The following is a 16,368-nucleotide window of genomic DNA, read 5'->3' as shown; positions in this document are numbered from 1 at the left end:
GAAGTGATCCCGTTGTCGTTTGCCCAGCGTCGGCTCTGGTTCATCGACCGCTTCGAGGGCCCCTCTGCCACCTACAACGTGCCCCTCGCCCTCCACCTCACCGGTGAGCTCGACACCCGCGCGCTCACCGCCTCGATCCGTGATGTGATCGGCCGCCACGAGAGCCTGCGCACGATCCTCTACGACGAGGACGGCGTCCCCTACCAGCGAATACTTCCGCCGGAGGAGATCCGGCCCGACATCCCCGTCGTGGACGTCGAGCCCGAGCGGCTCCCCGAGGCGATCGCCGAGGCCGTCTCGTACACCTTCGACCTGTACGCCGAGATCCCGGTCCGCGCCCGCATCCTGCGGCAGGCCCCGGACCGGCACGTCCTGCTGCTGCTCTTCCACCACATCGCCGCCGACGGCGAGTCCGGCGCCCCGCTGCTGCGGGACCTGAGCCTCGCCTACCGGGCCCGCCGCGAGGGCCGCGCCCCCGAGTTCCCCGAACTGCCCGTCCAGTACGCCGACTACGTGCTGTGGCAGCGCGAGCTGCTCGGCGACGAGAACGACCCCGACAGCATGGTCTCCCGGCAGCTGGCCCACTGGGAGGGCGAGCTGGCCGGCATGGCCCAGCCGCTCCAGCTGCCCCTGGACCGCACCCGCCCCTCGGTGGCCAGCCACCGCGGCGACACCGTCGAGTTCGAGCTGGAGCCGGAACTCCTCGCCCAGGTCGAGGAGCTGGCGACCGAGCGCGGGCTGAGCGTGTCGATGGTCCTGCAGTCCGTCCTCGCGGTGCTGCTCCAGCAGCTCGGCGGCGGCGACGACATCCCGATCGGCTCCCCGATCGCGGGCCGCGGCGACGAGGACCTCGCCGACCTGGTCGGCTTCTTCGTCAACACCTGGGTGCTGCGCGTCCGCCTGGACGGCAACCCCGCCTTCGAGGACGTCCTGGAGCAGGTCCGCGAGCGGGCCCTGAACGCCTACGACAACCAGGACGCCCCCTTCGAGATGCTGGTGGACCGGCTCAGCCCCGAGCGCTCCACCGCCTACAACCCGCTGTTCCAGGTGCTGTTCGCCTGGCAGAACATCACCCGCCCCGAGCTGGACCTGCCCGGCCTCGACGCCCGGCTCGACTTCGAGCAGCTCGACACCAAGACCTCCAAGTTCGACCTGGAGTTCAACATCGCCCGGCACCACGACGGGCAGGGCGCGCGCGGCACCATCGAGTACGCCCTCGACCTGTTCGACCGGTCCACCGCCGAGTCGATCGGCGCCCGCTTCGTCCGCGTGCTGCGGCAGCTGATGGCCGACCCGGCCCTGCCGGTCGGCGCCGTCGACACCCAGGACCCGGCCGAGCGCCGGCGCTTCCTCGTCGACGTGAACGCCACCGCCGAGCAGACCCCGATGGTCACCCTGGCCCGGCTGGTCGAGGACCAGGTCGCCCTCAGCCCCGACGCCGAGGCCGTCGTCCACGAGGGCACCTCCCTGACGTACGCCGAACTCAACGCCCGCGCCAACCGGCTGGCCCACATCCTCGTCGAGCACGGCGTCGGCCCCGAGACGGTCGTCGCGCTGTCCCTGCCCCGCTCCCCCGACCTCGTGGTGGCCCTGCTCGCGGTGCTGAAGTCCGGCGGCGCCTATCTGCCGATCGACCCCAAGTACCCGAGCCACCGCCTGGAGTACATCCTCGGCGAGGCCCGCCCGCACCTGGTCCTCACCGACTCCGACACGGTCTCGGTGCTGCCGGAGACGGACGCCCCGAAGCTCTACGTCGACGAGCTGGACCTGTCCGGTGAGCCGGCCGGGAACCCCGCCACCGGCACCCACCCGCACAACCTGGCGTACGTCATGTACACCTCGGGCTCGACGGGCACCCCCAAGGGCGTCTCCCTCTCCCACCACAACATCGTCAACGGTGTGCTCCAGCTCGCCGAGCGCGTCGACATGGGCAAGGACTCGCGGACCCTCGCGGGCACCTCCATCAACTTCGACGTGTCGGTCTTCGAGATCTTCACCACGCTCACCCACGGCGGCACCGTCGAGCTCGTCCGCGACGTCCTCGTCCTCGGCGAGCGCGCGGCCCGCGGCGAGGGCTGGAACGGCAGCCTCGTCAGCACCGTCCCGTCCGTCTTCGCCGAGCTGGTGGACCACATCGCCGACACCACCAGCGTCGACACCCTCGTCTTCGCCGGTGAGGCGCTCTCCTCGACGCTCGCCGCCCGGGTCCGCGAGGCGTTCCCCGACGTACGGATCGTCAACGCCTACGGCCAGACGGAGAGCTTCTACGCCACCGCGTTCGCCATCGACGAGAGCCGCCGCCGGCACGGCGAGGGCAGCGCGCCCATCGGAACCCCGCTGGGCAACATGCGCGCCTACGTCCTCGGCCCCGGCCTGACCCCCGTACCGCAGGGCGTGGCGGGCGAGCTGTACGTCGCCGGCAACGTGGCACGCGGCTACCACGGCCGCGCCGAGCTGACCGCCGACCGCTTCGTGGCCGACCCCTACGGCCCTCCCGGCTCCCGCATGTACCGCACGGGCGACCTCGCCCGCTGGAACGCGGACGGGCAGCTGGAGTACCTCGGCCGCGGCGACACCCAGGTCAAGGTGCGCGGCTTCCGCATCGAGCCCGGCGAGGTCGAGGCCGCGCTGACCGCGCACCCGGGCATCGCCCAGGCCGCCGTGGTCGCCCGCGCCCACGGCACCACCAAGCAGCTCGTCGGCTATGTCGTCCCCGCCTACAGCAGCGACTCCACCAGCACCGACCTGCGCGCCGGTGTCGAGACCGCCGACCTGCGGGCCTTCGTGGGACAGCGGCTCCCGGACTTCATGGTCCCGTCCGCGTTCGTCGTCCTCGACCGCCTGCCGCTCGCCCCGAACGGCAAGCTGGACCGCAAGGCCCTGCCCGAGCCGGAGTTCACCACGGGCGCCTACCGGGCGCCGGGCAACGAGCGCGAGCGCATCCTCGCCGAGGTGTACGCCGAGGTCCTCGGCCTCGAACGGGTCGGCGTCGACGACGACTTCTTCGCCGTGGGCGGCGACTCCATCCGCTCCATCCAGGTCGTCTCCCGCGCCCGCGCCCAGGGCGTCGAGGTCACCCCCCGGCAGATCTTCGAGCGCCGGACGGCCGCGGAGCTGGCCGCCGTCGCCTCCGAGCAGTCGTCGGCCGCCGTCGTCCTGGAGGAGTACGAGGGCGGCGGCACCGGAGAGTTCCCGCTGCTGCCGATCGCCGAGTACATGCTCGAACTCGGCGGCTCCCACGACCGCTTCTCCATGGCGGTCCTCGCCGAACTCCCGCTCGGCATCGACCGGGCCGGCCTGGTCGCCACCCTCGACGCGGTCCTCGACCGCCACGACATCCTGCGCTCACGGCTCGACGCCGGGGCCCGCCGGATGATCGTCGGCGCGCCTGGCACCGTGGACGCGGGCACCCTGCTGCGCCGCGTCGCCTGCGAGGGCCCGCAGGCCGCGGACGAGCTGGTGGCCGCCGAACTCAACGCGGCGACCGGCCGACTGGACCCGGCCGCCGGGGTCATGGCCCAGTTCGTGTGGCTCGACCCGGCCGACCCGGAGACCCCCGGCCGCCTGGTCATCGCCCTGCACCACCTCGTCGTCGACGGCGTCTCCTGGCGCATCCTCCTGCCCGACCTCGCCGCCGCCTGGCAGCAGGTCAAGGAGCGGGGCCGGGCAAAGCTGCTGGCCACCGGCACGTCCGTACGCCGCTGGACGCACGCCCTGATCGAGGAGGCCCGCTCCCCGGAGCGCACGGCCGAGCTGGACCTCTGGAAGCGCGTCCTCGACGGGCCCGACCCGCTGCTCTCCCACCGTCCGCTGGACCCCGCCGTCGACACCCGCGGCTCCCTCGACTTCGTCCGCGTCCAGCTCCCGGCCGACATCACCGAGGCCCTGCTCACCAAGGTCCCGGCCGCCTTCCACGGCGGCGTCAACGACGGCCTCCTCGCGGCCCTCGCCCTGGCCGTCACCAAGTGGCGCCGCGCGCGGAGCGTCTACGAGTCCTCCACCCTGATCAAGCTGGAGGGCCACGGCCGCGAACAGGACGTGGTCCCCGGCGCCGACCTCTCCTCCACGATCGGCTGGTTCACCAGCCTGTACCCGGTCCGCCTGGACGTGGCGGGCATCGACCTGGACGAGGCGTTCCAGGGCGGCAAGGCGGCCGGAGCCGCCGTGAAGGCCGTCAAGGAACAGCTTCTGTCGATCCCGGACAAGGGTCTGGGCCACGGCTTGCTGCGCTACCTGAACGAGGGGACCGCGGAGGTTCTCAGGCATCTCGGTTCCGCCGGGCAGATCGGCTTCAACTACCTGGGCCGCTTCTCCTCCGCCGACATGCCCGAGAACCTCCGGGGTCTCGGCTTCACCCAGCTCTCCGAACTCTCCGCCCCTCTCGACGAGGACATGCCCGCCATGTCGTCCCTGGAGATCAACTCCCTGGTCGTCGACACGGAGGACGGCGCACGGCTCGACGCGAGCATCGGCTTCCCGGCGACCCTCTTCGAGAAGGAGGACGTCGAGGAGCTGGTGGACCTGTGGTTCACCGCCCTCACCGCGCTCGCCCGGCACACACGCCGGGAGAACGCCGGCGGGCTCACCCCCTCCGACCTCCCCCTGGTGGACGTCACCCAGCGGGACATCGAGCAGTGGGAGGAGACCTACCCCGGCCTCACCGACGTCTGGCCGCTCACCGCCCTCCAGTCTGGGCTCCTGTTCCACACGATGCTGAACGACGACTCCTGGGACGCCTACCAGATGCAGATGTCGTTCCACGTCACCGGCCAGGTCGACGCGGAGCGGATGCGCACGGCGGGCCAGGCGGTCCTGGACCGGCACCCGAACCTGCGGGCCGCGTTCGTCACGGACTCCGCCGGCCGCCAGGCCCAGGTCATCGTCGACGGTGCCGAACTCCCCTGGCGGGAGATCGACCTGACCCACCTCCCCGAGGCGGAGCGCGAGGCGTCCTTCGAGCGGTTCCTCACCGAGGACCACGCGCGGGCCTTCGACCCGGCCGTCCCGCCGATGCTCCGCATGACGCTGGTGCGGATGACGGGCGAGACCTCCGAGCTGGTCCTCACCGCCAACCACGTCCTCTTCGACGGCTGGTCCTTCCCGCACCTGATGAAGGACCTGCTCCACCTGTACGGCTCCGGCGGCGACCCCTCGGTCCTGCCCCGGGTCCGCGGCTTCAAGGACTTCCTCACCTGGCTCGACCGCCAGGACCACGAGGCGTCGCAGCAGGCCTGGGCCCGCGAACTGGAGGGCGTCGAGGAGCCCACCCTGCTCGTGCGGGGCGGCGCCCCCGCCACCGGCAGCCAGGGCATCGGCTCCGTCGACGTACCCCTGCCCCTGGACGAGGTGCGCAGGCTCACCCGGCGCGCCTCGGAGCTGGGCGTCACCGTCAACACCCTGGTGCAGGGCGCCTGGGCGGTACTGCTCGGCCGGCTCACCGGACGCCGGGACGTCGTGTTCGGCGCGACCGTCTCCGGGCGGCCCCCGGCGGTGCCGGACGTCGACTCGATGGTGGGCCTGTTCATCAACACGCTGCCCGTCCGCGTCGAGTACGCCCCCGGCGACTCCCTCGCCGACGTCCTCACCGGACTCCAGGCGCGGCAGGCCGCGCTGCTCGACCACCACCACCAGGGTCTGAGCGAGATCCAGCAGAGCACCGGCCTGAGCACCCTCTTCGACACCCTGGTCGTCTTCGAGTCCTACCCGGTGGACCGGGCCGGCCTCGACGAGGCCAACGCGGCGGCCGGGATCGCCTTCACCACCATCCGCCCCTCCACGGGCACCCACTACCCGCTGACCGTGATGGCGGACGCCGACCCGCACCTGCGGCTGGCCCTCCAGTACCAGGAGCACGTCCTGGACCGCGCGGCCGTCGAGTCGTACGCGGCCCGGCTCGCCCTGGTCCTGCGGCAGCTGGCGGACGACCCGACCGTTCCGGTCGGTCTGGTCGACCTCCTGGAGCCGGCCGAGCACGACCGTCTGCTGGAGCTGAGCGGCACCACCGAGCCCCGGCCCGACACGACCGTCACCCGGCTCATCGAGAAGCAGGCCGCGGCCACCCCGGACTCGATCGCGCTCGTCCACGAGGGCGCCCGGATGACGTACGAGCGGCTCAACGCCCGCGCCAACCGGCTCGCCCGGCTCCTCGTCGACCGCGGTGTGGGCCCGGAGACGGTCGTCGCCGTCTCCCTGCCCCGCACCCTCGACCTGGCGGTGGCCCTGCTGGCGGTGCTGAAGGCGGGCGGCGCCTATCTGCCGATCGACCCGAAGTACCCGAGTCACCGCCTGGAGTACATCCTCGGCGAGGCCCGGCCGACCCTGGTCCTCACGGACGCGGAGACGGTCCAGGTGCTGCCGGACACCGGCACGCCGAAGCTGTACGTCGACCAGCTCGACCTCCCGGCCGACGACACCGACCTCGGCCGCCCGGTCCGCCCGCAGAACCTCGCCTACGTGATGTACACCTCGGGCTCCTCCGGCACCCCCAAGGGCGTCGCCATCACCCACGCCAACATCGTCAACGGCGTGCTCGGACTCGCCGCCCGCATGGGCGTCCAGGCCGGCTCCAGGGTCCTGGCCGGTACGTCGATCAACTTCGACGTCTCCGCGTTCGAGCTGTTCACCACGCTCGTCCACGGCGGCACGGCCGAGATCGTCCGGGACGTCCTCGTCCTCGGCGAGCGCGACCACTGGCGCGGGGCCGTCGTCAGCACGGTGCCCTCCGCGTTCGCGGAACTCCTCGACCAGATCGCCGACCGCACCTCCATGGACACGGTGGTCTTCGCGGGCGAGGCCCTGTCGTCGACGCTCGTCACCCGGGTCCGCGAGGCCTTCCCCGGCGTCCGGATCGTCAACGCCTACGGGCAGACGGAGAGCTTCTACGCCACCACGTTCGACGCGGGCGACTGGGACGGCGCGGGCAGCGCGCCCGTCGGCACCCCGCTGCCCAACATGCGGGCGTACGTTCTCGGCGCGGGCCTCACCCCCGTGCCGCCGGGCGCCGTCGGCGAGCTGTACGTCGCCGGGAACCTGGGCCGCGGCTACCGCGGACGGCCCGACCTGACCGCCGACCGGTTCGTCGCCGACCCGTTCGGCGAGCCCGGCTCCCGGATGTACCGCACGGGCGACCTGGCCCGCTGGACCGCGGACGGGCAGATCGAGTACCTCGGCCGGGGCGACACCCAGGTCAAGGTGCGCGGCTTCCGCATCGAACCCGGCGAGGTCGAGGCCGCCCTCGCCTCCCACCCCCGGGTGACGCAGGCCGCGGTGATCGCCCGCAACGGGCGCGGCACCAACGCCGGCAAGGTCCTCGTGGCGTACGTCGTGCCCACCGCGCCCGACGCGGTGGACGCCGACGAACTGGGCGCCCACGCGGCCCGCAAACTCCCCGAGTTCATGGTCCCGGCCGCCTACGTCGTCCTCGACCGGCTGCCGCTGATGCCGAACGGCAAGCTCGACCGGGCCGCGCTGCCCGCCCCCGAGTTCGCCGGCGTGCCCTACCGGGCGCCGCGCACCAAGCGGGAGGAGATCCTCGCCCGGCTGTACGCCGAGGTCCTCGGCGTCGACGAGGTCGGCATCGACGACAACTTCTTCAACCTGGGCGGCCACTCGCTCCTCGCCACCCGCCTGATCAGCCGCATCCGCACCGAACTGGGCGTGGAGATCCCCATCAAGGTGGTCTTCGGCTCGCCCACGGTCGCCGAGCTGACCGCCCAACTGTCCTCCGGCGACACCGTCCGCACCCCGCTGCGCCGTCTGCGCACCCGCCCCGAGCGGCTGCCGCTGTCGTTCGCCCAGCGCCGGCTCTGGTTCATCGACCGGTTCGAGGGCCCCTCGGCGACGTACAACATCCCGATGGCGCTGCGGCTGACCGGCGACCTGGACACCGAGGCGCTCGCCGAGGCGATCCGGGACGTCGTGGCCCGGCACGAGAGCCTGCGCACCGTGTACGCGGAGGACGGGGACGGCACCGCCTACCAGGTCGTCCTGGAGCCGGACCAGTACAGCCTCGCCGTCCCGGTCGTCGAGGTGGCGGCGGACGACGTGGCGGACGCGGTCGCCCGCGCGGCCCGGCACCACTTCGACCTCGCCCACGACATCCCCGTACGGGCGGGCATCCTGCGCGTCGGGGCGGGCGAGCACATCCTGACCCTGCTCATCCACCACATCGCCAGCGACGGCGAGTCCATGGCCCCGCTCATCAGGGACATCTCCACCGCCTACGCGGCCCGCCGCGAGGGCCTCGCGCCCGAGTTCGCCGAACTGCCCGTGCAGTACGCCGACTACACGCTCTGGCAGCGGGACCTGCTCGGCGACGCCACCGACCCGGACAGCGTGCTCGCCGCGCAGTCCTCGTACTGGCGGCGCGAACTGGCCGCCGTACCGCAGCCGCTGAGGCTGCCCGTGGACCGGCCGCGCCCGCCGAAGGCGAGCTACCGGGGCGAGATGTTGGACTTCCGCCTCGACGACGACCTCCTCGTCGCCGTCGAGAAGCTGGCCCGCGAGCACGACGTGACCGTCTCCATGGTCATGCAGTCCGTCCTCGCCGTGCTGCTGCACCAGCTCGGCGGCGGCGACGACATCCCGATCGGCTCCCCGATCGCCGGCCGCACCGACGAGGCACTCGCCGACCTGGTCGGGTTCTTCGTCAACACCTGGGTGCTGCGCGCCGAACTGTCCGCCAACCCCACCTTCGAGGAGCTGATCGCCCAGGTCCGCGACAAGGCCCTCGCCGCGTACGCCAACCAGGACGCCCCCTTCGAGCGCCTGGTGGAACTGCTCAACCCCGAGCGGTCCACGGCCTACCACCCGCTGTTCCAGGTCATGTTCGCCTGGCAGAACTTCGCACAGGCCGACTTCGACCTGCCGGGCCTGAGGGTCGCGTACGTGCCGACGCCCACCGGCACCGCCAAGTTCGACCTGTTCTTCAACCTCACCGAGGTGACGGGCCCGGACGGACGCGAGGTCGAGGGCCTGCTGGAGTACGCCACCGACCTGTTCGACCGGGAGACGGCCGAGCGCGTCGCCGACCGTTTCGTCCGGGTACTGCGCCAGCTCGTCGCCGACCCGGCGGCCCGCGTCGGCGCCGTCGACCTCCTCGACGACGCCGAGCGCGACCAGGTGCTCCACCGCTTCAACGACACCGCCGAGCCGACCCCGCACCTCACGGTCGCCGAGCTGGTCGAGAAGCAGGTCGCCGCCACCCCGGACGCGGTCGCGGTCGTCTCCGGCGACACCACCCTCGCCTACTGGGAGCTGAACGCCCGCGCCAACCGGCTCGCCCGCGAACTCGTCGCCCACGGCGTCGGCCCCGAGACCCTGGTCGCGGTGTCCCTGCCGCGCACGGCCGACCTCGCGGTCGCCCTGCTCGCCGTCCTGAAGTCGGGCGGCGCCTACCTGCCGATCGACCCCAAGTACCCGAGCCACCGCCTGGACCACATCCTCGGCGAGGCAGTACCGGCCCTCGTCCTCACGGACACGGAGACAGTCTCGGTGCTTCCCGAGACGGACCTCCCGAAGCTGTACCTGGACCGGCTCGACCTCACCGACCGCTCCCCGGACAACCTGCCGGTCACCGCCCACCCGCAGAACCTGGCGTACGTCATGTACACCTCGGGCTCGACCGGTGTACCGAAGGGCGTCTCCCTCAGCCACCACAACATCGTCAACGGCGTGCTGCGGCTGATCCCGAGGGTCGGCGTCAAGAAGGGCTCGCGGATCCTCGCGGGCACCTCCATCAACTTCGACGTGTCGGTGTTCGAACTGTTCACCACGCTCAGCGTCGGCGGCAGCGCCGAGATCGTCCGGGACGTCCTCGTCCTCGGCGAACGCGACAGCTGGAACGGCACGATGATCTCCACCGTGCCGTCGGCCTTCACCGAGCTGCTCGACCAGCTCGCGGGCCGGCTCTCCGTCGAGACGGTCGTCTTCGCCGGCGAGGCCCTGCCCACCACCCTGGTGGAGCGGATGCGGGAGCAGATCCCCGGCGTCCGCGTCGTCAACGCCTACGGCCAGACCGAGTCCTTCTACGCCACCACCTACACCGCGAACGGCTCGGGAGTGGCCGGCGGCACCGGCAGCGCCCCCATCGGCACCCCGCTCGGCAACATGCGGGCCTATGTCCTCGGCCCCGGCTTCACCCCGGCCCCCGTGGGCGTGGTCGGCGAGCTGTACATCGCCGGTGACGTCAGCCGCGGCTACCGCGGACGGCCCGACCTGACCGCCGAGCGGTTCGTCGCCGACCCGTTCGGCCCGCCCGGCTCCCGGATGTACCGCACGGGCGACCTCGCCCGCTGGAACGCCGACGGGCAGCTGGAGTACGCCGGACGCGCCGACTCCCAGGTCAAGGTGCGGGGCTTCCGCATCGAGCCCGGCGAGGTCGAGGCCGCCATCACCGCGCACCCCGGCGTCGCCCGGGCGGCGGTCGTGGTCCGCGAGCACGGCAAGACCAGGCAGCTCGTCGGATACGTGGTCCCGGCGGACGCGGGGGCGGGCGGGGACGGCGCCGGGCAGCTCGGCGGCACCGACTTCGACCTCACCGCCGGCCTCACCTCACGCGACCTGCGCTCCTTCGTCTCCGACCGGCTCCCCGAGTTCATGGTCCCGGCCGCGTTCGTGGTCATCGACCGGCTGCCGCTCGCCCCGAACGGCAAGCTCGACACCAAGGCGCTGCCCGAACCGGAGTTCAGCGGCGGCGAGTACCGGGCGCCCCGCACCCCTCAGGAGGAGATCCTCGCCGCCGTGTACGCCGACGTCCTGGGCCACGCCCGCGTCGGCATCGACGACGACTTCTTCGCCGTCGGCGGCGACTCCATCCGCTCCATCCAGGTCGTCACCCGGGCCCGCGCCCAGGGCGTCGAGGTCAGTCCGCGCGAGATCTTCGAGCACCGCACCGTCGCCGAACTCGCCCGCGTGGCCCGCACCACCGGCACCGCCGTGCTCCTGGAGGAGTTCGAGGGCGGCGGCACGGGCACCCTGCCCCTGCTGCCGATCGCCCGGTACATGCTGGAACTCGGCGGCGACTTCGACCGCTTCTCCATGTCCCTCCCGCTGGAACTGCCCCTCGGCATCGACCGGTCCGGCCTCATCGCCACCCTCGACGCCGTGTTCGACCGCCACGACCTGCTCCGGTCACGTCTGACCGGCGCGAGCCTGGAGGTCACCCCGGCGGGCTCCACCGACACCGCCGCACTGATCCGGCGCGTGGCGTGCGACGGGACCTGGGACGAGACCTGGCTGCGCACGGCCGCCGCCGAACTCGACGCGGCCACCGGCCGACTGGACCCGGCGGCCGGCGTGATGGCCCGGTTCGTGTGGTTCGACCCGGCCGACCCGGAGATCCCGGGCCGCCTGCTGATCGCCCTGCACCACCTGGTCGTGGACGGCGTCTCCTGGCGCATCCTGCTCCCCGACCTCGCCGAGGCCTGGAAGCAGCTGAAGGAGAACGGCACCGCGGAACTCCCGCCGGTCGGCACGTCCGTACGCCGCTGGACGCACGCCCTGATCGAGGAGGCCGGCTCCCCGGAGCGCACGGCCGAACTGGAGCTGTGGCGGGGCATCCTCGACGGCCCCGACCCCCTCCTCGGCTCCCGCCCGCTGGACCCGGCGGTCGACACCCGCTCCACGCTCCAGCACCTGTCGGTCCGTCTTCCGGTCGCCGTCACCGAGGCCCTCCTGACGAAGGTCCCGGCGGCCTTCCACGGCGGGGTCAACGACGGTCTGCTCGCAGCGCTGGCCCTGGCGGTGACCAAGTGGCGCCGCGGCAGGGGAGTGGACGAGCCGTCGACGCTGATCCGCCTGGAGGGCCACGGCCGCGAACAGGACGTGGTCCCCGGCGCCGACCTCTCCTCCACGATCGGCTGGTTCACCAGCATGTACCCGGTCCGCCTGGACACGACGGGCTTCGACGTGGACGAGGCGTTCGAGGGCGGCGGCACGACGGGCGCGGTGGTGAAGTCCGTCAAGGAGCAACTCCTCGCGATCCCGGACAAGGGCCTGGGCTACGGCCTGCTGCGCCACCTGAACGAGGGCACCGCGGCCGGCCTCGGGGCTCTCGGCGCCGCAGGGCAGATCGGGTTCAACTACCTCGGCCGCTTCTCCTCCGCCGACATGCCCGAGGAACTCCGCGACCTCGGCTGGACCCAGCTCCCCGACGTCACCCTCTCCCCGGACCTCGGCGAGATGCCCGCCATGACCACCATCGAGATCAACTCGGCGGTCATCGACACCGACCTCGGCGCCCAGCTGGACGCCTCGGTCGGCTTCCCGGCCGGCGTCCTCACCCGGACCGAGGTCGAGGACCTCATGTCCCTCTGGGCGGACGCTTTGAAGGCGATCACCGCCCACGTCACCGAGGACCCGAAGGCCGGCGGGCTCACCCCCTCCGACCTCCCCCTCGTCGACGTGACCCAGCGGGACATCGAGCAGTGGGAGGAGACCTACCCCGGTCTCACCGACGTCTGGCCGCTCACCGCGCTCCAGTCGGGCCTGCTCTTCCAGTCCCTCCTGGACGACGGCGCCGCACACGACGCGTACCAGATGCAGATCGCCTTCCATGTCTCCGGCCGGATCGACCCGGCACGGATGCGGGCCGCGGGCCAGGCCGTGCTCGACCGCTACCCGAACCTCCGGGTCGCGTTCGTGACGGACTCGGCCGGGCAGCAGGCGCAGGCGGTCGTGGACGGCGTACGCCTCCCCTGGCGGGAGGTGGACCTGCGCGAACTCCCGGAGCAGGAGCGGGAGGAGGCGTTCGAGCGGTTCCTCGCCGAGGACCACACCGCCCACTTCGACCCGGCGGCCCCGCCGCTGCTGCGGCTGTCCCTGGTCCGGATGACCGACGACCGATCCGAGCTGGTCCTCACGGCCCACCACGTGCTGTTCGACGGCTGGTCCTTCCCGATCCTGATGCAGGACCTGCTCCACCTGTACGGCTCCGCCGGCGACCCGGCCGTCCTGCCCCGCACCCGCGGCTTCAAGGACTTCCTCACCTGGCTGTCCCGGCAGGACGAGACGGAGACGGCCCGCGCCTGGGCGGCGGAACTGGCGGGCGTGGAGGAGCCCACGCTCCTCGCCCCGCACACCCCGGCCAAGGAGACGGGCACCGCGGACGCCACGGACACGGACGGCGGTGACCCCGGCGTCGGGCAGCTCGACGTGCGGCTGCCGCTCGACGAGGCCCGCGCCCTCAACCGCCGCGCCTCCGAACTCGGCATCACCGTCAACACGCTGGTGCAGGGCGCCTGGGCGGTCGTCCTGGGCCGGTTGACCAACCGCGCGGACGTCGTGTTCGGCGCGACCGTCTCCGGACGGCCGCCGGCGGTGACCGACGTGGACTCGATGGTCGGGCTGTTCATCAACACCCTGCCCGTCCGCGTCGAGTACGGCCCCGGCGACACCCTCGCCGACCTGCTCACCGGGCTCCAGCGGCGCCAGGCCGCGCTGCTCGACCACCATCACCACGGGCTGAGCGAGATCCACCGGACGACCGGGCTGAGCACCCTCTTCGACACCCTCGTCGTCTTCGAGTCGTTCCCGGTGGACAAGGAGGGCATCGACTCCGCCAACAGCGCCGCCGGGATCGCCTTCACCGGCATCCGCCCCTTCTCCGGCACGCACTACCCGCTGACGGTGATGGCGGCCGCCGACCCGCACCTCCAGCTGGTGCTCCAGTACCAGCGGGGCGTCTTCGACCGGGAGACCGTCGAGGCGCTCGGCGGCCGGCTCGTGCGGATCCTGCGGCAGATGGCGGCCGACCCCTCGGTGCCGGTGGGCCGCGTCGACCTCCTCGAACCGGCCGAGCACGAGCGGCTCGCCGAACTGAGCGGCACCCCGGCCGCCACCCCGGCGCTGACCGTCGCCGGGCTGGTCGAGCGGCAGGCCGCGGCCACCCCGGACGCGCCGGCCGTCGAGTACGGCGACACGACGCTCACGTACGCCGGGCTGAACGCGGCGGCCAACCGGCTCGCCCGGGAGCTCGTCGCCCACGGCGTCGGCCCGGAGACCGTGGTCGCGGTGGCCCTGCCCCGTACGGAGGGGCTGGCGGTGGCCCTGCTGGCGGTGCTGAAGGCGGGCGGCGCCTATCTGCCGATCGACCCCAGGTACCCGAGCCACCGCCTGGAGTACATCCTCGGCGAGGCCCGGCCCCAGCTGGTCCTCACCGACTCGGAGACCGTCTCCGTGCTGCCCCCGACGACCGTGCCCACGCTGTACGCCGACGAGCTGGTCCTCCCGGCCGACGACACCGACCTCGGCCGCCCGGTCCACCCGGACAACCTCGCCTACGTGATGTACACCTCCGGTTCGACGGGCACCCCGAAGGGCGTCGCGATCACGCACTCCAACGTGGTCAACGGCGTGCTGCGGCTGGCCGGTCCGGTGGGCATGGCCCCCGGCCGCCGGATGCTCGCGGGCACCTCGGTCAACTTCGACGTCTCGGTGTTCGAGCTGTTCACCACCCTCGCCCACGGCGGCACCGTCGAGATCGTCCGCGACGTGCTCGCCCTGGGGGAGCGGGACGGCTGGCAGGGCTCCGTCATCAGCACCGTCCCGTCCGTCTTCGCCGAACTCGTCGACCAGCTCGCCGGCACCACCACCGTCGACACCCTGGTCTTCGCGGGCGAGGCCCTGCCCTCCGGGCTCGTCCGCCGGGTCCGGGAGGCCTTCCCGGAGGTGCGCGTGATCAACGCGTACGGCCAGACGGAGAGCTTCTACGCCACCCTCGCCACGGTGGGCGACACCACGGGCAGCGCCCCGATCGGCGCCCCGCTCGCCAACATGCGGGCCTACGTGCTCGGCCCCGGGCTCACCCCGGTACCGCCGGGCGCGGTGGGGGAGCTGTACGTCGCGGGGAACGTCGGACGCGGCTACCGGGGACGGCCCGAGCTGACCGCCGACCGGTTCGTGGCCGACCCGTTCGGCCCGCCCGGCTCCCGGATGTACCGCACGGGCGACCTGGCCCGGTGGAACGCCGACGGGCAACTGGAGTACGCCGGCCGCGGTGACGTCCAGGTCAAGGTGCGCGGCTTCCGGGTCGAACCCGGCGAGGTGGAGGCGGCCCTGACGGCCCACCCGGCCGTCGACCGGGCCGTGGTGGTCGCGAAGCCGTACGGGAACAGCCGGCGACTCGTCGCCTACCTGGTGCCCGGCGCCGACCTCGACACCGACGAGCTGCGGGCCCACACCGCCCGACTGCTCCCGGAGTTCATGGTCCCCTCCGCGTTCGTGCACCTGGACCGGCTGCCGCTCGCCCCGAACGGCAAGCTCGACCACCGGGCGCTGCCCGAACCCGAGTTCACCGGCGAGGCGTACCGGGCGCCGCGCACCGGCCGGGAGGAGGCCCTGGCGGCCCTCTTCGCGGAGGTGCTCGGCCTGGAGAAGGTCGGCATCGACGACGACTTCTTCTCCCTGGGCGGCCACTCCCTCCTCGCGGCCCGGCTCGTCAGCCGTATCCGCCGGGAACTCGACTGGGCGCTGCCCATGCGGGCGGTGTTCCAGGCGCCCACGGTGGCCGGGCTCGCCGCGCACGGCGTGCAGGCGGCGGGGGAGAACACCGACCCGTTCGCCCGCGTCCTGACCATCAGGCCCGGCGGCGACCGCGAACCCCTGTGGTTCGTCCACCTCACCGGCGGCCTCGCCTGGCCCTATCTGTCCTTCGCCGGGCATCTGCCCGCCGACCGGCCGGCGTACGGCATCCAGTCGCCCGCCTGGGCCGCCGTGCGGGACCGGGCCGCCGGGAATTCCACGGGATCGGCCGCGTCCTCGGATTCCCCGCGGAATTCCCTGCCGGATTCCCTGGAATCCCTGGTGACGGAATACGTCACGGAGATACTCTCGATTCAGCCCGAGGGACCGTTCCACCTGATCGGCTGGTCCTTCGGCGGGGCGGTCGTCCACGCGATGGCCGCGGAACTCCAGCGCAGGGGCCACGAAGTCGCCCTCCTCGGTCTCCTCGACGCGGCACCGAGCGGCCACTTCGCGAACGACCCGGAACTCGAACTGGCCCAGGTGCGCACCCTCCTCGGCACATTCGTCGGAGAGCTCGGCGGGAACGCCGGCGGAACGGACCGGGAAAGCCTCCTGGAGACCTCGTCGGAGTTCGTGGTCCACCACGTCGAACTGCTGAAGGACTTCACGCCGCCGGTCTTCAAGGGCGACGTCCTGTTCTTCAACGCGACGCTGAACCCCGAGGCGCCCTACACGGACCAGTGGGCACCGTACGTCGACGGCGAGCTGACGGCGTACGACGTCCACAGCACCCACCACGAGATGTGCCTTCCGGCGCACGCCGCCGGAATGGCGGAAGTCATCGGCCACAAGCTCGACGAGCTCGACAAGGCCCGGGACGGCAAACCGTCCTGACCCCCGCACGGG

General features: G+C 72.6%; 1 protein-coding gene. It reads left to right on the top strand.

The window, feature by feature from the left end:
- Positions 1-3: 3 nt before the first annotated feature.
- The gene (locus AC067N_RS09100) at positions 4-16,356 is read left to right on the top strand and encodes an amino acid adenylation domain-containing protein (RefSeq protein WP_478678216.1); all 16,353 of its coding nucleotides are present in this window, start codon (positions 4-6) and stop codon (positions 16,354-16,356) included.
- Positions 16,357-16,368 lie beyond the last annotated feature (12 nt).

The organism is Streptomyces sp. NPDC042364 (genome assembly GCF_056437585.1).
Note: the sequence above shows the minus strand (reverse complement) of the source record. Positions and strands in the feature narration are given on the sequence as shown.